The organism is Chitinophaga sp., assembly GCF_039596155.1.
Taxonomy (GTDB): Bacteria; Bacteroidota; Bacteroidia; order Chitinophagales; family Chitinophagaceae; genus Chitinophaga.
The window spans coordinates 53,899-74,069 of sequence record NZ_JBCNKF010000033.1; the positions used below are offsets into that span (position 1 = coordinate 53,899).

Below are 20,171 nucleotides of genomic sequence, written 5' to 3' on the forward strand. Positions count from 1 at the left end.
TAACGTGGTTAAAAAATAAATATAATATGCTTTTTTGATTTCTTCTTTATAAAAAGCAAGAGATTGCATCAAAAGTAATCTGAAGGCATTGAAATTCCCTTTGCATAAATTTCAATTCCACAGCCACCCAGATACATGCAGATCCAGGTTACTTTTGAAACAATCTCTTCTCTTTAAAGGCTTCGCCCTATTTTCTATTTTGACAATGTCTCGAACTCTTCATCTGTCAGTTGCACATCAGCAGCTTTCAGATTTTCCTCCAGGTGCGCCACTGACTTCGTTCCCGGGATCAGCAGGATATTCTCTGCCCGCTTCAGCAGCCACGCCAGCGCAATCTGTGCAGTCGTTGCCTGATGCTTATCAGCTATCGCCTTAATCTTATCCTCCATCTTCTGTGGCCCTGATGCCAGCGGGAACCACGGAATAAATGCAAGATTCTGTTCAGTGGTATAATCCAGTACTTCTTCCCATTTCCTTTCACCCAGGTTATACAGGTTCTGCACAGATACAATCGGCAGGATCTCCTGCACCTGTTTGATCTGGTCGACCGTTACCTCCGATAAACCAACATAACGGATCTTCCCTGCCTTCACGGCTTCTGCTACAGGCTGTAATGTTTCTGCTACCGGTGTCTTCGGATCGATACGGTGCAACTGCCACAGATCAATGGTATCTACTTTCAGTCTTTTCAGGCTGCCTTCGATATTTTCACGAATAAAATCAGGCTTGCCGTTAGGCACCCATTTATCAGGACCAGGCCGCACAAAACCGCCTTTGGTCGCAATGACCACACCCTGTTTATAAGGGTGCAGGGCTTCCGCGATCAGGGTTTCATTTGTATCAGGACCATATGCTTCTGCTGTATCTATAAAATTCACACCACCTGCTACCGCTGCCTGCAATACTTTCTTTGCATGCTCGCGGTCATCTACATCACCAAATACACCTTTGCCTGTCAGCTGCATAGCACCATAACCAAGCCGGTTTATTTCCAGTGTTCCACCAAGTTTAAAAGTTGTTGCCATTTTTATATGCTTTTTAATTTGGGTTAATTATTCGCCATCTTCTCCTGTGATTCCGTATACCTGGCGCCGGTATTTGGATATTTCTTCAATAATGCTTCCAGCGCTGACAGATCTTCTGCAGTAAGCTCCAGGTCTACAGCTGCTGCATTTTCTTCCAGGTATTTACGCTTCTTGGTACCCGGAATAGGAATGATGTTTTCTCCCTGCGCCAATACCCAGGCCAGCGCGAGTTGTGCAGGGGTCGCATTCTTACCGGCAGCCAATTCAGCAAAACCATTTGCCAGCTTCGCATTGTTATCCGCATATTCCTGTTGATAACGGGGAATACCTTTGCGAAAATCATCTGCAGGCAGCGCACTTACATCCAGCGTATTCGTGACCAACCCTCTCGCCAGTGGACTGAATGGCACAAAAGTGATGCCCAGCTCCCGGCAAAGCGGCAAAATCTCGTTTTCCACATTCCGTGTGAGTAAAGAGTATTCACTCTGCAATGCAGTAACAGGATGTACTGCGTGGGCCTTACGGATAGAAGCTGGAGATGCTTCGGACAATCCCAGGTACTTCACCTTTCCCTCTTTCACCAGTTCAGCCATAGCACCTACCGTCTCCTCAATAGGGACAGCCGGATCCACTCTATGTGCATAATAAAGGTCAATATGATCTACCTGCAGTCTTTGCAGGCTCTTCTCTACAGCAGTTTTCAGGTAGGCAGGCGAACCATCAAATGCCTGCTTGCCATGCTCCAGCGATTTAAAACCAAACTTGGTCGCAATAAATATTTTATCCCGGTTGGGCACCAATACCTGGGAAATAAGTTTTTCATTTTCACCATTGCCATATATATCAGCAGTATCCCAAAAGTTAATTCCCAATTCAAGTGCGCGATGTAACGTTGCGATTGATTCCTTGTCATCCGGCACACCATATGCATGGCTCATGCCCATGCAGCCCAGTCCGATGGCAGATAAGGATACTCCTGTAGTACCCAGCTTCCTGTATTTCATTGTCATTATTTTTTGGAGTAACACAAAATAAAAGCAAAATAGGATGCACTCTTTTTGAATGCATCCTATTTTTTAAGATAGTTTAAAGCAGGTTATTGTTGCTGCAACTTGCTGAGCTCCGCTGCTGTCACGGTAAAGATGGTGCCGTGGCGAATCCCTTTGGGTAAACTCACCTCATCTGATATATCCTTCCACTCCTTCAGGTCTGTAGAGCTGATAGCACCATACTTATGCGCGGTATACTTGTCAAAATAGATCAGCCAGGTATTCCCCATCTTCAGGGTAGTAGGCCCTTCCGCCCAGTAATTCCCCGTGATGGAAGGCCCCGCTTTTGTATAAGGTCCGGTCAGCTTATGGCTGAAAGCCAGTCGCAGGTTCTTGGCAGGTGGTTCAATGGTCTCATCTTTCATCACCATCATATACCGGGCACCTTCTTTTACAATGGTCGCATCAATCACATTGAAACCCGGTTCGTATAAAAGCCTGGTAGGCGAATACGTTTTAAAATCCTTTGTCGTCACATAATACAACCGGTGATTATACCCGCTTTCTTTAGCAGCAGCTGTCTCGGTAAACTTACCTGAAATAGTAGTAGACCAATAGATCATATAAGTCTTCGAAGACGCATCATACGTGATCTCTGGTGCCCAGCAGTTCCTCGCACTGTCTTCTTTTGCCATCACCGGTATAAACTCCTGCGCCGACCAGTGTACCAGGTCTTTTGACGATGCATAACCAATCCCTTTATCATTCCAGCTCACCGTCCACACCATGTGAAATAACCCATCTCCTCCCCTGATGATACAGGGATCACGCATCAGTTTATCCTTACTGACGGTAGGTGTTAAGAAAGAAGAATCTCCTTTTAATGCCGACCACTTGTAACCATCCTGGCTGTAAGCGAGATGCAACCCGTCTTCACCATTGCCCTTGAAATAGGCGAACAGGTATGCGTTTTTCTGAGACATGCCGGCAAAAGCCCAAAGCATGCAGAGGCATGATAGTAATGTACGTTTGACCATAATCGAAAAATAAATAATTAATTTGTGAGTACATACTCTTTGCCTTTTTGCGTGGGCAAATCATATAACCGGGTAGGCGTTATTGCCACTTTCATGAGCTTTGAAGCATCCTTCACAATAGGCTGCGCTATCTGCACCTCCTGGTAAAAAGGATTGGAATTATCCCCACCGGCAGCAACCAGGCCCTTTCCTTTCAACTCATTCGGCACACGGATCCTGCAATTACCGCCCAGTGTAGAATGGATCTTCAGCTTCACTACCTTCCCATCTTTCCACTCCAGTGCCGTGATGGTAAAGCCACCTCTCGCCCGCAATCCGTTCACATGTCCCTGTTTCCACTCAGCCGGCAGCGCAGGCAATAACTGGATCGCCCCATCATGACTCTGCATCAGCATTTCCGTGATGCCTGATGTACACCCGAAATTGCCATCGATCTGGAAAGGCGCATGTGCATCAAAAAGATTGGTATAAGTACCACCACCATGTTCACCCACCGGTGACAACTGGCTATTGATCAGTTTCAACGCATGTTCACCATTCTGTAATCGTGCCCACCAGTTTACTTTCCAACCCATACTCCACCCGGTGGAAACATCGCCCCTTTCCAGCAGGGTAGTATTGGCAGCACTATATAATTCAGGATGTCTGTAAGGTGAGATCTGTGAGGAAGGGAACAAACCATATAAATGAGAAATATGCCTGTGATGATCCTGCGGATCATCCAGGTCTTCCATCCATTCCTGTAACTGCCCGTATTGCCCTACCTGCATAGGTGGCAACTTACTCCTGATAGCCTTCAGCGTATCAGCAAAAGCAGCGTCGGTTTTCAAAATATCAGCAGCACAGATAGCAGTACTCAATGCATCAAATACAATCTGGTTATCCATCGTAGTACCTGCATCAAATGAAACACCCGGCCTGATCTTCGGCGCATTTTCGGGAGAAGTGCCCGGGTTGATGACCAGCCAGTGATGTACAGGATCTTCTACCAGATCATCTACAAAGAACAAGGCTGCTCCCTTTATAGCAGCATATACATCCCGCAGATAAGCAGTATCACCATTGTATAAATACCGCTCCCAGAGGTGCTGACTCAGCCAGGCACCTCCCATACTCCATACTCCCCAGAAGATCCGGTCAACAGGCCCTGTAATCCGCCACAGGTCTGTATTATGATGAGCCACCCATCCACGCGCCCCATACATGGTGCGCGCCGTATGCTGCCCTGTTACGGACAGTTCCTTCACCATTTGAATCAATGGCGTATGCATCTCCGGCAGATTATCTTTCTCCGCCGGCCAGTAATTCATTTCAGTATTGATATTGATCGTATACTTACTATCCCAGGGTGGTCGCATTTCTGCATTCCAGATGCCCTGCAGGTTGGCTGGTTGTCCCCCCGGTTGTGAACAGGAAATAAGCAGGTAACGGCCGAACTGGAAATACAATACCACGAACTGTGGATCGTAAGTATGCGCAAAGTTCTTCAACCGCACATCCGTGGACTCTTTGGCAGCCGGCGATGTACCCAGATCAATAGAGACCCTGTTAAAATAATGTTGATAAGCTGCTACATGCTCCTGCAATAATGCCGGAAATCCTTTAGTGCTGGCCTGCTTTAGATAAGCACGTGCCTTTGCTACCGCATCCCCGCTGATATCCTGGTAACTGATATAGTTGGTCGCAATAGAAATATAAATGAGCGCCGTTGTTGCACCGCTCACCGTGATAGCCGTATCACCCGCAGTGAGTTTTCCATTGGTCACAATCTTCGAGATCCCATGGAATACCACCTTCCCTTCCACCCCCTCATGACTATTGGTAATACCATGCACTGACAAAGTATCACCCCCCGCTTTCACAGGTGCATTTGGCTGTGGTGTAGAAAGGTAGGCACTGAATGACAGGCTACCTGCTTTACTGCTACTCAGTTGTACCACAATGGCCTGCGCTGGCACACTGGCAAAAACCTCCCGGGTATAGGTTACACCATTTACAGTATAACGTGTAGTGGCAACAGCACGGTTGAGGTCCAGTTCCCTGTAATAATTCGTACAGGAATCATGACCAGGGAATAATAAATTCAGGTTACCTACCGGCTGAAACATTTGCCCGTTGCTGGTCCTGCTTTGCATTTTCTCACCAGCCAGCTCCTGTGCTTCCCGCTGTTTGCCGGCAAAGATCAATCTCCTGATCTCCGGCAATGCTGCCAGCGCATCAGGATTATCATTGTTGTTAGGACTGCCTGTCCATACAGTGGATTCATTGAGCTGAATGATCTCATGGGCAGGATTGCCATAGACCATTCCACCCAAACGACCATTGCCGACAGGTAACGCAGCTGTCCATACATCACCGGCTGGTTGACGATACCAGAGCTTGAGACCAGGTTGCTGGGCAAAGGTTTGTAAGGCAAACAGACTGCTGAGTAGCAGAAATAGTTTTTTCATAACGCATGGATATGCGTATAAAAATAACCTATATTGTCAAAATGACAATATAAAATGTATGAACGTCAGGGTATCCAAAAACTACCTTCGTTTTTCGCACGAAACAAAGGCCGGCTTTTATCTACTTAGACAGTTCATCCACTAATATTACATCCCAGGGTGCGAGGTTCTTCTCTATATACAACACACCGGTTGCACTGGATAAAACCTGCTCTTCATTCACCCCCATACCCACCTTCTTCATGATTTCTACCTGGTCTTTGTTCAGCGGCTCAGGACTTCCGGCCTTGGCCCACTGGAAGATGGCATTACCGTCTTCTTTTGTCAGGATATCCATATTGAAGCGGGCATCGGGATGTATATTTTGAACCTTGAATGAAAATAATTTCGTTTCTCCCTGAGACATCAGTGAGGCTACACCAGCTCTGTCCCTTCCGGATACACCGGTAGTAACGGAAGCTGGCATATTATAAAGAAGGGCTGTGATCCGCTTAGAATCTTTATGACGCGTCACGACAATGCCATCCTTATTATACAACAATTCTTCACCCAATGCATTTAACATACGATATGCATGGAAGGATGGTTTGGCAATACCATTTGCATTCATCAATCCCTGCCCTCCATGGAAAGTATCTTTCAGTTCCTCAGGGCCGTCTATGAACGAACCGTAGAACATACCAGTCACTAAACCAATAGCATCCACATTCTCTTTTATAATGAAAGCAGCAGCAGGCAATTCGTCACGCACCGCATCAGATGCGATCGGACTCGTACTCCACTTGCTTACAAAAACCTCTGCCTGTGGAAAGTTTCTGCTCACAGTACCACGCAAGGCCGCCAGATCCCGGGCAGTAGCACCCAGTTCACGGGGCTTACCCGCACTGTCAGCAGGATAAGGATGTGCCGTTACAAAATCAACTGCCAGCTGCTCCTGTTTGCAATAACCCAGGAACTCGTCCAGCCATGCCCCCTGGGTATCGCCGGAAAGACCGCTGGTAGCAGGTCCGCCTACTTTACACTTAGGCGCCACTGCCTTCATTGCCGTTACGGTCGATTTATATAAAGTAAAATATTGTGCTTTAGTACCATCCCAGTATGTACGCTGGTCCGGCTCATTCCAGGCCTCGAAATACCACTTATTCACTTCCTCTTCACCATACTTCCCCACAATGTGTTTGGTAAACTCTGTTATCAGGTCCGTCCATTTTGTAAAGTCAGTTGGCGGTACCACTCTCGCCTTCCAGCTAAACTGCGTCGCATCACTGCCAGCAATGTCTTTTGGAAAGAAACTATAGGCGATGAAAGGCTTTACACCTGCTTTAAGCGTTTTATCCAGCAGGTCGTCAATCAGCGTCCAGTTATAACTACCGGCATTATATACCCCCATGTCGTCATGAAAAATACCCGTGAAACGGGCATATTTGAAACCGCAGTTTTTGGCAGCTACTGCCAGCTGATCACCCCATACAGCTCTGGATGCGTCATTGGCCCTGCCAGCACCCACCCCCTTGTTCCAATGGGGATCAAAGAATTTTCCGGGATTTTTAGCATCGATAATAAATGGCGGTTGTTCTTCCCATAAGGCCATGCTTTTCACTGTACCTGGCATTATTGCACTGCCTGCTACAGTGATCAATGCCTGCTTCAAAAAATTTCTTCTTTCCATACGAATAGGGTTCTTTAGTGCTTTGGTCCCCCTGGTTGTGCCCATAGTTTTTCATAGGAATGCTGTTGGGGGCAGGGGTCCCAGTTCTATATTGCTTAATGTATAACCATACCAAAGCCAATATGATATTAAATATACAGCTTTTTATTTACCCCGCAAGGGAACACACAAAATATTGGTTACTACTGTAATATGATAAATTATATTATTAAGTTATGACAGATTTAGGCAGGGAATGGTTAAAATAATATTACTCAAAAACAGGAGGATGTACCGCTCATTAACCGTCCACCACGTCCGGACTGGCAAAATAGATAACTGCCACCTCCTGCCGGAAATATGGCATATTGCCAGCAGGAACATCATGGTGTAGTTTTTGCCCCCTCTATTCGCATGAAAATTTTCTGGCAATACATGCGCCCTCATCGCTGGATGATCGTGCTCTCACTAGTGCTGGCAGGCATCGCCCAGGTGGCCACCATGTATGACCCCATCATCTTTGGTAAAATCATCGACAATTATGCTTTGCACCCCGGCAACAGAACTGAAACCGTACTGGTGAAAGGTGTGCTCTTCTGGCTAGCCATCGCCGTTTCAATAGCCATGGTAGCCAGGCTGGCCCGCTCCCTGCAGGACTACGTCATGCGCCTGATCGTACAGCGATTCGGTATGCAGATCTTCAACGACGGTTTAAAACAAACATTGCGGCTTTCCTTCCAGGAATTCGAAGAACAACGAAGTGGTGAAACAGTCGTACTGTTACAAAAAGTAAGAAACGATACTGAACGTTTTTTCAACGCTTTTATCAACATCCTGTTTTCCTCCCTCGTAGGCGTCGGTGTACTCACCTGGTATGCCTTCCACAAAAACTGGATGCTGGTACCTGTATTTTTCGTAGGGGTAGGTGTGTTAGGTACACTGACCAGTGCCCTGAGTAGAAAAATGAAAAGAATACAGCGTAGCATCAACAAAGAGACACTCAAACTATCCGGCTCTATCACAGAGTCACTGCGCAATATAGAACTCGTAAAAAGCCTGGGATTGACGTTTCCTGAGATCAGGCGATTACGCACCTTCACCCGGAACATCTTCGACCTGGAAATGAAAAAGGTGAAACAGGTGAGAACGCTTTCTTTCTTACAAGGCACCACCCTCAACCTGCTCCGCCAATCCATTCTCTTCATCCTGCTCTGGCTGATCTTTCATAAAGTGCTGAGCACCGGTGAACTGATCGCCATGCAGTTCCTCTCTACCACCATCTTCGGCCCGCTGCAGGAACTGGGAAACATCATTCTCTTCTACAGGGAAGCTGAAAGCTCCCTGCAACTCTTCGACCAGCTCATGCAAAAGCCCGTCGAAGAAAAACCAGAGATACCCGTAGCACTGGGCGACCTGGAGAAAATACGCTTCGATCACATTGTATTCCGCCACCAGACCGCAGCACAAAATGCACTGGATGATATCAGTTTCGAGGCCCAACTAGGAGAAACCATCGCCTTTGTAGGCCCCTCAGGCTCCGGCAAATCAACTTTAGTGAAATTATTGCTGGGCCTCTATCAGCCTGTATCAGGCCATATCTATTTCAACAATGTCGCATCCGACGAAATTCATTACAACCAGCTGCGCAGGCAGATAGGATTTGTATCGCAGGAAACACAACTGTTTGCAGGCACCTTCAGGGACAATTTATTGTTTGTAAAACCAGATGCTACCGAAGAAGAAATGATCGAAGCCTTGCAGAAGGCAGCAGCAACACCCTTGCTGCAACGCTCTGCACAGGGTTTGAATACCCTGCTGGGTGAAGGAGGACTTAAACTCTCCGGCGGCGAAAAGCAACGCATATCCATTGCCAGGGCTTTAATCCGGCACCCCAGGCTACTGATCTTTGACGAAGCAACATCCGCACTCGACTCGCTCACGGAAGAAGCCATCACTGAAACTGTCAGGTCTATTTCGGCCTCCCGGGAGCAGTTGAATATACTCATCGCACATAGGTTATCCACAATTATGCATGCCGATACCATTTATGTACTTGAAAAGGGAAAGATCGTGGAAACTGGTACGCATGAACAATTGCTGACCATCAAAGGATTATACTATGCCATGTGGAGACAACAGATCGGGGAGCGAAGAGTGGTCAGTTGAGTGAATACTCGTGAATACTCATTATTTTTGTCATATGACCCAAAAAAGAAAATACCATATCCTGTTGATTGTATTACTGTGCCTGCAAATGCCACTTTATGCACAGACAATCCTCATTGATTCACTACAAAGCTTATTATCCCGCAAGGACTTACCGCTGGAAGACCGCGTCACCGGTACCTCCATGATGGCACGCATCACTGCCAATAAAGATATGAAGGCAGCCATCATGCTCAATCAACAGGCACTGGCACTAAGCGCAGGCCTCAAAGATCTGAAGTACAGGGCTAATATTTTCAGCAACCTCACACAGCATTATGCACTCAACGATAGCTTTTCACTGGCCAACAAAGCCATGGATAGCGCACTATACCTCGCACGTAAATCAGGCGACAAACAGGCGCTCGGTTTGGCATATTACCGCAAAGGCTGGCTACATATTATAGAACAACAGGAAGACAGCGCAGTACATTATTTCTTCGAAGCCCTGCGCGTACTGGACGGACAAAAAACCCTGACCTGCGAACCCACCATCTACTACTTCACAGCTGCAACATATGGTGACTGGAATGACCTGGATGGACAAGCGAAATATGCAAGACTGGCGCTTTCTACCGCAATGCAGACACAGAAACCGGATGACCTGGTAAATGGATACCAGGCACTGGCCACCTACCTGGAATACAGGTACAGGGAAAAGAAAGATTCCGCTCACAAATACCTGCTCGACTCCGCATTGTATTATAACAGGATGGCTTTGCAGATCATCAGCACACAGAACGGACGATTAGTTACGCGCAGCGCTCCAGCCATCCTGTCGCTGAATACCGCCAATATGTTTGCAGAATACTGGCCTGATCAAAAAGACAGCATCATGCATTACCTGTATATGGCCACAGATTATGCAAAAGCCACCGATCAACAGGAAATCCTGGCAAACTGCTACGGCATGTTAAGCGACATCGCTGTTGCTGCAGGCAACCTGAATGAAGCAGAAAACCTGCTACTCACCGCCTTTTATACACTTGAAAGTTATCCCGCCGGTGGTGCACAGGTCAAATCACACCTCATGCAGGCACTAGCCGCCGTGGCAGAAAAACAGGGAAATACAGCCAAAGCTTTGAAGTATTACAAACAGTACGTCGACTATTTCGCACAGGCATTTGACAAGGAAAGACTGTCTACCGCCAAACGTTTGAGCGCACAATATGAAGCAGAAAAAAGAGAGAAAGAATTACAGTTACTACAACAGAAAGCCGCCTTTAGCAAAGAACTGAATTTCTTCTATATTTCCCTCGCCATAGCCGCCATCTTTGCACTCATCTTCTTCTTCAGATCCTATCATTTCAGGTTGAAAGCCAGTTTGCAAAATCAACAACTGTTAGAACTCGAAAAACATGACGCACAACTGCAATTAAAACTGGAAGCAGAAGAAAGAGCAAGACTGGAAGCAGAACAACTATTATTGCACGAGCGACAGGAAAGATTACAGAAAGAATTGCTCGCAGGTGCCCTGCAGGTGGAAGAAAAGAATGAGTTATTGCAAACCTTACAAAAGAAAATAACCACTATATCCGGCACTGATCCGCTATTACGACAAATGGACCGGATCATCTCTGATAGCCGGAAAATGGACGAAGAATTTGAAGCCGCCAAAGCCGATTTCAAAGAGATCGATCCCGAGTTTTTCAATCGCTTACAACAGCGGGCAAAAGAAAACCTCACCAGGCTAGACCTGAAATATTGTTCCTACATACGAATGGGGCTTACTAACAAAGAAATTGCCTCCCGCCTCGCTGTAGAAGCTAAAAGTATACGCATGGCACGGTATCGCCTCAAACAAAAACTAAACCTCCAGAAAGAAGAAAGCCTCGATGTCTTCCTGGCCACTTTAGTTTAAAGTAAACACGTTACAAGCCCATAAAGAATCGCTTTGCCCCAGGTAAAAGCGATTTTTTTTTGCCGTTTACCGGTGCAAAAAATAGTCGATCGACTAATATTACTCCCTGCCGCCCCGCCTGCTACTCGCTAATAAAATGTTAATGATGAATACTTTAACCAGTCATTAACTGATTTAAGTGCCCATCTTCCTAATATTGTTTTAGAATAAAAAGCAGCCTGAAGCTTTTTATGGATTTGTTTTCATAACGTGGAATTATTATAAACGACTGCCTTTCCAGGCAGTCGTTTTTGTTACTACCTTTGTACTCACTTTGAGCACACAACCATACATAACGTTATCACAACTCGCTGCCCACATCCAGGGCACCATCAAAAATGCCTTCTCCCGTCAAAGCAGCTGGGTGGTGGCCGATATTACCAGCCACTCCTTTTATCCTGCCAAAGGCTATCACTACTTTGACCTGGTGGAGAAAGATCCCCGTACCCATCAGCTGACTGCAAAGATCGCCGCTACCGCATGGGGAAACGGCAGCCAGCGCATCAGGGATTTCGAAACCACTACCGGGCAGCGTTTTGGCAACGATATGCATGTACTGATCCAGGTGCAGGTTGAATACCATGCCGTATACGGACTCAAATTGTCCCTGCTGGACATAGACCCCAGCTATACCATCGGACAGCTGGAACAACAGAAACAAGCCACTTTACAACGCCTTGTAAATGAGTGTGGCGATATTGTACTGCAAGTCGCAGAAGGCTACCTTACCCACAATAAAAAACTCCGGCTCAAATCTGTCCTCCAAAAGATTGCTGTCATCTCCTCCCCTTCCTCCGCCGGCTACCAGGATTTTATGCATACCCTGCAGGCCAACGCCCATGGTTATATTTTTCATACCGACAATTATTTTACTACCGTGCAGGGGGAAGCAAATGCAGCACAGGTTTGCGCTCAACTCCAGGCAGTGGAAGATTCGGGCAAATCCTATGATGCCGTAGTGATTATCAGGGGAGGTGGCGCACAGACCGATCTCCTACTTTTTGATCAATTCCAGCTGGGCAAGGCCGTGGCAGGATTTCCAATCCCTGTCATCACCGGCATCGGCCATCATAAAAATGAAACCATCACCGACCTGATGGCCCATACCGCCACCAAAACCCCTACCCGTGCCGCTGAACTGATCATTGCGCATAACAGGCTGTTCGAAGATACCCTGATCCACACACAGCAACAACTGATCATTCGCTTACAACAATCCGTCTCCGGCAAACAACAACAGCTGGCAGCCCTCAACAATGCCATCATCAACAGGAGCAGGGATGCCGTGAACCGGCAGAAAGAAAGCCTGATCCGCTATCACCAGCTCTTACCACAGCAAGCCCGCCACCTGCTGCTGAAGCAAAGGAACGGGATGATGCAGTTGTCAGGACAGGTGTTATCCAAACCCAAACAATTAACTGCCTCGAGACTACAGGACCTGTCCCATCTCCGGCAAAACATAGATGCCTTTAGCCGTAAACTGCTGCAACATCAGCAGCAAAAGCTGCAACATCACGAAACCGTTGTACGCCTCATGAGCCCAACGGCCTTATTACAGAAAGGGTTTGCACTGGTGTATCACCAGGGTAAACTAATTACAAATGCCACCGCCTTACAAATAGGAGAAGACATCACCGTACAAATGGCAGATGCCTCCGTACAGGCCACTATTCACACAATCAACTCAGATGGAAACGAATCTCACATATGAAGCAGCTTATAAAGAACTGCAACAGATAGCCCGGGAAATAGAAACGGAATCCGTTTCTGTAGATGTGCTCGCAGCCAGGGTGAAACGCGCGTCAGAACTCATCACCTTTTGCCAGGCCAGGTTAAGGGCCACAGAAGCGGAAGTTGAAAACATTATCCAGCAAATGACCATCACCCAATAAATCCTGTTTGTATGCCCCGGCCCAATGCCGTGGTATACAAACCCGCAGTTTTTGATAACCTACCGGACCCGCCCCGCCCCAAAACAGCCCTAAAAGGTAACCCGCCTACCCCCTATTTTTAATCTCCCTTTAAGCCCTCCATTATTACCAATCCTTTGCCCATCAAACATTTCCTTCGCAAAATCTGTTATTCCCTTTTTAATAATATCATTAAAATGGGGTTAAAATCAACCACCCCTCTTTAAAGCATTCAGCCCATTATTGAAATTTGCAATTATTGACTAATTAAATGCGAACAAACAGCATCTCATGAAGAAGCTCTTCCTATTGGCTGTAGTAACCAGTATACTCACATGTATCCACTATGTTGCTGTCGCCCAAACCAACTTCACCCTGGCAGCGGCTATCGATACCGCCAGAACCAACAGCCCGGTACTTAAGGCCCAGTACATGAACATCGCCGCCGCACAGGCCGATGTAGTGACCGCCAAACTCCGGCCTAATCCCAACCTGAACAACCAGACCTTACAACTGGCCAATTCTGCCCGCTTCGCCCCCAATACCCGTTGGTCTTCCAATTCCAACAGACAGGTATGGTATCAGCTCACTAAACCCGTTCAGTGGCCAAACCAGCGTAAGTACAAAATTGAAACAGCTTCTAAGGATGTGACAGTAGCGGACAATGAATACCAGGAAAATGTACGCAACCTTTCCCTTAACGTCGGTAACAGCTGGATCACCTGCTGGGTGCTCAAAAAAAGACTCGCCCTCCTGCAGGACAGTAAAAGCAACCTCGATACCCTCGTTCAGATCAATGAACTGCGCTACAAGAACCAGGTGATCACACAGACAGACCTGGCCCGTACCAAAGTATTGCTGGATCAGTACAACCTGCAGCTAAGCGTATTCCAGCAGGATTACATGAACGAACTGCAAAACCTGCGCCTCCTCACCGGTATCCCCAGCAATGTGGATATCGATACCCTGAGCGACGTACAGACAATTGCACCCAGCGCCACGCTGGATAGCCTCATCGCCCAGACGCTGAACAACCGCTCAGATATCACCCTGGCCAGGAGCACTATCGACGAGCGCAACAGCTATGTAAACTACCAGAAAACACTGGCCGTTCCACAACCAACAGTAGGGATCATCTACAACCCACAGAATGCAGTGCCTTACATCGGCTTCTATGCTGCCATCGACCTGCCCTTCTTTAACAGGAACCAGGGAGAGATCAAAAAAGCATATGTAATGGCTCAACAGGCTAACCAGGAACTGAATACCACCCAACGCACGATCCAGACGGAAGTAACAACTGCTTACAATACTTACCAGCTGCAAAAACAAAACCTGGCTAAGTTCAGCGGTATCCTGAATCAATCCCAGCAGATCCTGGACAACGTAAAGTATGCCTACCTCCGCGGTGGTACCACCATCATCGACTTCCTCGATGCACAGCGTAACTGGTACGACACCCGGCTGCTGTACTACGACGGATTACAATCTTACTATCAAAGCTATATTCAACTTTTATTCGCTACGGGCCTTATAAACCAATTATAATTTATGCAACGCATTACCGGATATTTTTTAGTGGCCTCCCTCCTGCTGGCAGGATGTGGTCAGAAAGAACATAAAAAAGAAGTGACGGACGATCCCGGTCCTGCCATCACTAACAACGGGCAGCAGATCACCTTCCCCGATACCGCTTCTGCCAACTTCTTCACCACTGAACCTGTAGGTGACTCCGCCCTGAGCGGTACCCTGCACGCGCCAGGCAAGGTAGCGGCGACTGTAGTCCGCTCCCAGGAAGGTGGGCAAAATGTGGTACTGTTCGATAATCCAGACCTGGAAAGCGATTACACCCAGCTGGTACAACATAAAATCAATGTGAATCATATCGCTGAGATCAATATCAAGCAACGTAAAATAGAACTGGACCGCACCCAGGATCTCTTCGACCACGGCGCTGCCTCCGGCAAAGACCTGCTCGAAGCTAAATCCAACCTGGCCATGGAACAAACCAACCTGGCCAACGAAAAAGCACAGCTCATAGAACACGAATCCGGACTGAAAGCAGGTGGTTTCGATCCCGAAATTCTCCGTGCCGCTGCTCCAGGCAACGCGTTCGTGATCTGTGATATCCCGGAAACACAATTGACTAACGTAAGTAAAGGAACCGCCTGCACTGTTATACTTTCCTCTTTTCCCGATAAACCACTGGCAGGAAAAGTAGAAGCCATCGCCGATGTGATCGACAACGTTACCCGTATGGTGAAACTACGTATCCGGCTCTCAGCCCCGGATTCAGAGATCCGTGCGGGTATGTTTGCGATGGTGAACTTTACCGTCACCGCAACGAACAAAGCAGGAACCAACTCGATCAATGTAACAAGAGATGCGCTCATCACGGCTGAAGGTGTGAACTACGTGTTTGTAAAAACAACACCTACCACATTCGTCAGAAAACAAGTGAGCACAGGACAGCAGATCGGCGACCGCGTAGCTGTCTATAATGGCCTTCAGAATGGCGACAACGTAGTGATCAAAGGTGTGATGCAGCTGAAAGGCTTAAGTTTCGGATACTAATAAAAAAACTTAACCACAATGTTACAAGCACAGATCTATATAGATAAAGATGAAGTTCATGGCTCCCAACCACTGTACGAATTCATTGTACAGTTCCTGCTCAAGCAAAAAGTAGCCGGCGCCACCGCCTTCCGTGGAGTGATCGGATTTGGAGAACACCATCAGCTGAAACGCCCCGACAGCATCTTCAGCTTCGATGAACCACCCATCATGATCACCTTCATCGATGAAGAAGAAAAAGTGCTGCATACCCTGAAGGAACTGCGCAAGCGGGTCTCCAGCGGGTTCATTATTACCAGCAAAGTAGAACGATTCCAGATTTGACCGAAATTCTCCGACAATGATTCGTAACCTTTTAATATTCTCTTTAAAAAACAGGTGGGTTGTCATCCTGATGGGACTTGGCCTGATGGGTATCGGCTACTGGTGTTTTACCCAGCTGAAAATTGAAGCCTACCCGGATATCGCCGACACCAACGTCATCATCGTGGCTCAGTATCCTGGCCGCGCTGCTGAAGAGGTTGAACAACAAGTGACCATACCCATCGAAAGGGCGCTGCAAAACACGCCAAATGTGCTTGACCGCCGTAGCCGTACAATCTTCGGCCTGAGCGTTGTTCAGCTCACCTTCACCGATGGTACGGACGACTACTTCGCCCGCCAGCAGGTGAATGAAAGACTGGCCGCCGCCGAACTTCCCGATGGCGTCACTCCGGAACTTGCCCCTCTCACAACTGCCGTAGGTGAAATCCTCCGTTATGTTGTAGAAGCTCCTCCCGGCTATACCCCTACCGAAATCCGCGACCTGCAGGATTGGGTGATCAAACCCTATCTCCTGCAAGTACCAGGTATCGCAGATATTACCACCTTCGGCGGCCCCCTCAAACAGTTCCATATCCTCACCGCTCCCGACAAACTACGTAAATACGACCTGACCCTGCAGGATGTGATCGACGCCGTGCAAAAGAATAACCAGAATACAGGTGGTAACGTGATCAGCCGTGGTGAACAGGGATTTGCTGTACGTGGTCTCGGTGCCGTAAAAACGGAAGCAGACATTCGCAATATCGTACTCAAAGCGGCCAACGGTAACCCCGTTTACCTCCGCGATGTGGCAACCGTAGAAGTTGCACCTCCTCCTCCAAGCGGTGTAATGGGCTATACTTTCAACTCCACTAAGACCAATGTAAGCAACGGCGTGGAAGGTATCATTCTGCTGCGCAGGTATGAAAACCCAAGTGAAGTACTGAAAATCCTGAAAGAAAGGATCAAAGACCTGGAAAGAGATGAACTGCCCAAAGGCGTACACCTCCGTACCCTGTATGACCGCAGCTTCCTCATCGACCACTCCCTGGAAACCGTAGGCCATACCCTGTTAGAAGGGGTGTCTATCGTAGTGATCATCCTGATCTTCTTCCTGGGTAGCCTGAGAAGCGCACTGGTCGTAGCACTCACCATCCCCTTCTCACTCCTCTTCGCCTTTATCCTCATGCGGTTAACAGGTATTCCTGCCAACCTCTTATCACTCGGTGCGATCGACTTCGGTATCATCGTAGACGGCGCCTGCGTCATGGCTGAGCACCTCATACGTACCTACCGAACGGCACCGGCGGAAGAAAAGAAACGGGGTATCATCGCCCTCACCCTCCGCTCTTCACAGGAAGTAGGCCGTGAGATCTTCTTCTCCGTGACCATCATCATCCTGGCTTATATGCCCATCCTGCTGATGACACGCGTAGAAGGTAAACTGTTCTCTCCAATGGCACTGACACTGGCTTTTGCGGTGATCGGTTCCATGCTGGCAGCACTCACCCTCATTCCCGTATTGATCTCCTTCGCATTCAAAAAAGCATTTAATAATACTGACAAACCAATGAAGGAGCACAAGAACATTGTGCTGGACTTCCTGAGCAAACAGTATGGAAAATTGCTGGGTAAAACCCTGAAACGCCCGAAAACGACAGTACTGGCAGGGTTTGCAGTAGTCGTGATCCTGGTACTATTTGGTGCGAACCTCGGTTCTGAGTTCCTACCCGAACTGGACGAAGGCTCCATCTTCCTCCGTGGTAACTTCCCCGCAGGTATCACCATCCAGGAGAATGCAAAATACTCCCCTAAGATCAGGGAAGTCATCGCCAAATACCCGCAGATTGCATTTGTCATCACACAGGCAGGACGTAATGACGATGGTACAGACCCATTCCCTACCAACCGTAACGAGATCCTCGTAGGCCTGAAAGAATATAAACTGTGGAGTGATACAATCTCTAAAAAACAACTGGTCACAGATATCCGGCATGACCTGGAAAAAGCGATGCCATCTGTGAAATTCTCATCCGGTCAGCCAATCATTGACCAGGTAATGGAGATCGTAACAGGTAGTGCCGCAGACCTTGCCATCTCTATCGTGGGTGATGACCTCACCATGATGCGCGCAAAAGCAGATACCATTGCCGATATCGTAAAACATATGCAGGGTTCTGAATCTGTGAATATCGAACAGGAAGGTCCGCAGGAACAGATCGCTATCAATATTAACCGTGAAAATGCCGCACGCTTCGGTATCAATGTCGCAGATATCCAGGGGATGATCGAAGCCGCGATCGGTGGTAGAACCATCTCTACTTTATATGATGGTACCAAACGTTACGATCTCGTCATCCGCTATACGCCTGGTGAACGTAGCACCATTGAGTCTGTGAAAAACTTACAGGTTCCTTCCGCTACCGGTGCATTGATTCCAATGAACCAGCTGGCTGATATCAGTTATGTACAGGGGCAGACGAACATCTATCGGTACAATAGTAAACGCATGGTAACGGTAAGAACAAACATCCGTGGCCGCGACCAGGGCGGATTCGTAAGTGAAGTAGGTGAAAAGATCAATGCAAAACTGCATATTCCAAAAGGCTACTCCATCATCTATGGTGGTCAGTACGAAAACCTGGAGCGTGCCGGTAAGCAATTATCCTTCACCATTCCGCTCACCATCATCATGGTGTTCCTGGTACTGTTTATCCTCTTCAGGAATATGCCTCAAACCATCGTCACGGTAAGTTGTATCCTCTTCGCACTGGCAGGCGGTATCGTCGCACTCCTCATCCGTGGTTATCACTTTAACGTATCGGCAGGTGTGGGCTTTGTGAGCATCTTTGGTATCTCGGTAATGGCAGGAGTACTCCTGGTGTCCGCTATCAACCGGCTCCGGGAGAAACCCGATCATACCTTGCAGGACAGCGTCTTCCTGGGCGCTAAGGAACAGCTGAGTGCATTGTTGTCCATCCTGATTGTGGCGATCGCTGGTCTGATTCCCGCAGCGACATCTTCAGGCATTGGTTCGGATGTACAACGCCCATTGGCAACCGTGATCATCGGTGGTCTGACCAGTACACTGATCTTTGCACCACTGTTAATCCCACCACTGTATGCATGGGTGGAAAGAAACAGGAAAGCAAAGACTGTGAATAAAGACGATGAAGAAATTGAATAGTATAGAACAGTATAAGTGTTAAAATGAGCAGTACAGGAAATAGCCGCCTCGAAAGGAGCGGCTTTCCTTTTTAAACTAAAAAAGCCCTTCGCAAATTGCGAAGGGCTTTTTTATCATTTCATTCATTTAGTTCTTTTTCCAAAACAACCCTGAAGGCTCACTCTCTAACTCACATTTCAGGTTCGCTTTCTCTCCCACTTTCTTGGTGATATCCACACCGCCCTCTACTACATTCGCTACTGAAAAGTGCTCATCTTCTACCTTCGTCACCGTTATCTTACCCAAAGTCTTCTTACGCTGCATCACCTTTCCATCTACCGTAAGCTCTGTCACTTCGTACACCCTGAACTCATCATTCACCTTCAGCCCTAACAACGTTCCTCCAGCTATCAATACCGACGTAGCGGCACCCAGGCTGTTCTTATCTTCAATTTCCGCTATAGATACTGTCAGCTTAAAGTTCTCTTTCATAAACTTCTCCACCTGCGATTTTGCATCACTGATCGCACCATCATACGCATTCTTTCCCTTCCCCGTAGCATTCACTGTCGTGGTGGCAATTACATCCCCACGACCCGCATCTGTTACATTTAAAGTAAAGGAAATCTCTGCCACATTTGTATTGGTCGTACCTACAATCGGTACATTGGTCTGCCGCATCTCCATCGTCGCTTTCGCAATATTGCCGGAGATAATAAATTGAGCACCAGCCGCTTTGGATTGTTCAAAAGAAGTATCAGTTTGAGCAACGACCGTTAAACGCTTGTTTTTCAGGAATACATCTGACACCGCATCCTGGATGGCGGTCACATTGTTCGTATTCTGAGAAGCATTGGACTGAAAACGGAGGATTCCAACCGTAGTTTTACTCTGAGCAAACGCCGAAGCTCCAAAAATAAAGCTGGCAAATGTGAAAATTACACTCTTCTTTGTCATGGTTCAA

General features: G+C 47.5%; 14 protein-coding genes. 8 read left to right on the top strand and 6 right to left on the bottom strand.

What is annotated here, in order from left to right; all coding sequences use genetic code 11:
• Positions 1-194: 194 nt before the first annotated feature.
• The 5 genes from ABDW33_RS25690 to ABDW33_RS25710 all read right to left on the bottom strand — a co-directional run bounded on the left by ABDW33_RS25690 (position 195) and on the right by ABDW33_RS25710 (position 7,170).
• Positions 195-1,025 (bottom strand): aldo/keto reductase, encoded by an 831-nt coding sequence (locus tag ABDW33_RS25690; protein WP_343692969.1) that lies wholly within the window; start codon positions 1,023-1,025, stop codon positions 195-197.
• 23 nt (positions 1,026-1,048) lie between these two features.
• Positions 1,049-2,029, bottom strand: coding sequence for an aldo/keto reductase (locus ABDW33_RS25695; protein ID WP_343692970.1), 981 nt, complete (start codon positions 2,027-2,029; stop codon positions 1,049-1,051).
• A 92-nt stretch (positions 2,030-2,121) separates the two neighbouring features.
• On the bottom strand, positions 2,122-3,051 hold the full coding sequence (locus ABDW33_RS25700; RefSeq protein WP_343692971.1) for a glycoside hydrolase family 43 protein: 930 nt from the start codon (positions 3,049-3,051) through the stop codon (positions 2,122-2,124).
• A gap of 17 nt (positions 3,052-3,068) precedes the next feature.
• Complete coding sequence (locus ABDW33_RS25705) at positions 3,069-5,501, bottom strand: glycoside hydrolase family 95 protein (protein ID WP_343692972.1); 2,433 nt, start codon at positions 5,499-5,501, stop codon at positions 3,069-3,071.
• Positions 5,502-5,622: 121 nt separating this feature from the next.
• Positions 5,623-7,170, bottom strand: coding sequence for a glycosyl hydrolase (locus ABDW33_RS25710; RefSeq protein WP_343692973.1), 1,548 nt, complete (start codon positions 7,168-7,170; stop codon positions 5,623-5,625).
• 339 nt (positions 7,171-7,509) lie between these two features.
• Between ABDW33_RS25710 and ABDW33_RS25715 the strand changes: the two genes are divergently transcribed.
• From ABDW33_RS25715 to ABDW33_RS25750, 8 genes are all read left to right on the top strand, one after another.
• The gene (locus tag ABDW33_RS25715; RefSeq protein WP_343692974.1) at positions 7,510-9,315 is read left to right on the top strand and encodes an ABC transporter ATP-binding protein; all 1,806 of its coding nucleotides are present in this window, start codon (positions 7,510-7,512) and stop codon (positions 9,313-9,315) included.
• A 34-nt stretch (positions 9,316-9,349) separates the two neighbouring features.
• Positions 9,350-11,215: a LuxR C-terminal-related transcriptional regulator gene (locus ABDW33_RS25720; RefSeq protein ID WP_343692975.1), complete on the top strand. Its 1,866-nt coding sequence runs from the start codon at positions 9,350-9,352 to the stop codon at positions 11,213-11,215.
• 313 nt (positions 11,216-11,528) lie between these two features.
• A complete protein-coding gene (gene xseA, locus ABDW33_RS25725; protein ID WP_343692976.1) occupies positions 11,529-12,965 on the top strand; it encodes an exodeoxyribonuclease VII large subunit in 1,437 nt (478 codons plus the stop codon).
• Complete coding sequence (gene xseB / locus ABDW33_RS25730) at positions 12,943-13,146, top strand: exodeoxyribonuclease VII small subunit (RefSeq protein WP_343692977.1); 204 nt, start codon at positions 12,943-12,945, stop codon at positions 13,144-13,146. Before xseA ends, xseB begins: the two co-directional genes overlap by 23 nt.
• 309 nt (positions 13,147-13,455) lie before the next feature.
• Positions 13,456-14,712, top strand: a complete 1,257-nt coding sequence (locus tag ABDW33_RS25735; protein WP_343692978.1) for a TolC family protein — start codon at positions 13,456-13,458, stop codon at positions 14,710-14,712.
• A gap of 3 nt (positions 14,713-14,715) precedes the next feature.
• On the top strand, positions 14,716-15,738 hold the full coding sequence (locus ABDW33_RS25740) for an efflux RND transporter periplasmic adaptor subunit (RefSeq protein ID WP_343692979.1): 1,023 nt from the start codon (positions 14,716-14,718) through the stop codon (positions 15,736-15,738).
• An 18-nt stretch (positions 15,739-15,756) separates the two neighbouring features.
• Positions 15,757-16,062, top strand: a complete 306-nt coding sequence (locus ABDW33_RS25745; RefSeq protein WP_343692980.1) for a DUF190 domain-containing protein — start codon at positions 15,757-15,759, stop codon at positions 16,060-16,062.
• A gap of 16 nt (positions 16,063-16,078) precedes the next feature.
• Positions 16,079-19,228, top strand: a complete 3,150-nt coding sequence (locus tag ABDW33_RS25750) for a CusA/CzcA family heavy metal efflux RND transporter (protein WP_343692981.1) — start codon at positions 16,079-16,081, stop codon at positions 19,226-19,228.
• 126 nt (positions 19,229-19,354) lie between these two features.
• On the opposite strand, the gene ABDW33_RS25755 is transcribed toward ABDW33_RS25750, so the two are convergent.
• Complete coding sequence (locus tag ABDW33_RS25755) at positions 19,355-20,164, bottom strand: hypothetical protein (protein ID WP_343692982.1); 810 nt, start codon at positions 20,162-20,164, stop codon at positions 19,355-19,357.
• Positions 20,165-20,171 lie beyond the last annotated feature (7 nt).

What these genes read in the sequence shown, in the direction of transcription:
- ABDW33_RS25735 (WP_343692978.1), top strand. Translation starts at nt 13,456, where the DNA reads ATGAAGAAGCTCTTCCTATTGGCTGTAGTAACCAGTATACTCACATGT.
- ABDW33_RS25715 (WP_343692974.1), top strand. Translation starts at nt 7,510, where the DNA reads ATGGCATATTGCCAGCAGGAACATCATGGTGTAGTTTTTGCCCCCTCT.
- ABDW33_RS25700 (WP_343692971.1), bottom strand. Translation starts at nt 3,051, where the DNA reads ATGGTCAAACGTACATTACTATCATGCCTCTGCATGCTTTGGGCTTTT.
- xseB (WP_343692977.1), top strand. Translation starts at nt 12,943, where the DNA reads ATGGAAACGAATCTCACATATGAAGCAGCTTATAAAGAACTGCAACAG.
- ABDW33_RS25710 (WP_343692973.1), bottom strand. Translation starts at nt 7,170, where the DNA reads ATGGAAAGAAGAAATTTTTTGAAGCAGGCATTGATCACTGTAGCAGGC.
- ABDW33_RS25750 (WP_343692981.1), top strand. Translation starts at nt 16,079, where the DNA reads ATGATTCGTAACCTTTTAATATTCTCTTTAAAAAACAGGTGGGTTGTC.
- ABDW33_RS25720 (WP_343692975.1), top strand. Translation starts at nt 9,350, where the DNA reads ATGACCCAAAAAAGAAAATACCATATCCTGTTGATTGTATTACTGTGC.
- ABDW33_RS25755 (WP_343692982.1), bottom strand. Translation starts at nt 20,164, where the DNA reads ATGACAAAGAAGAGTGTAATTTTCACATTTGCCAGCTTTATTTTTGGA.
- ABDW33_RS25745 (WP_343692980.1), top strand. Translation starts at nt 15,757, where the DNA reads ATGTTACAAGCACAGATCTATATAGATAAAGATGAAGTTCATGGCTCC.
- ABDW33_RS25695 (WP_343692970.1), bottom strand. Translation starts at nt 2,029, where the DNA reads ATGAAATACAGGAAGCTGGGTACTACAGGAGTATCCTTATCTGCCATC.
- ABDW33_RS25705 (WP_343692972.1), bottom strand. Translation starts at nt 5,501, where the DNA reads ATGAAAAAACTATTTCTGCTACTCAGCAGTCTGTTTGCCTTACAAACC.
- ABDW33_RS25740 (WP_343692979.1), top strand. Translation starts at nt 14,716, where the DNA reads ATGCAACGCATTACCGGATATTTTTTAGTGGCCTCCCTCCTGCTGGCA.
- ABDW33_RS25690 (WP_343692969.1), bottom strand. Translation starts at nt 1,025, where the DNA reads ATGGCAACAACTTTTAAACTTGGTGGAACACTGGAAATAAACCGGCTT.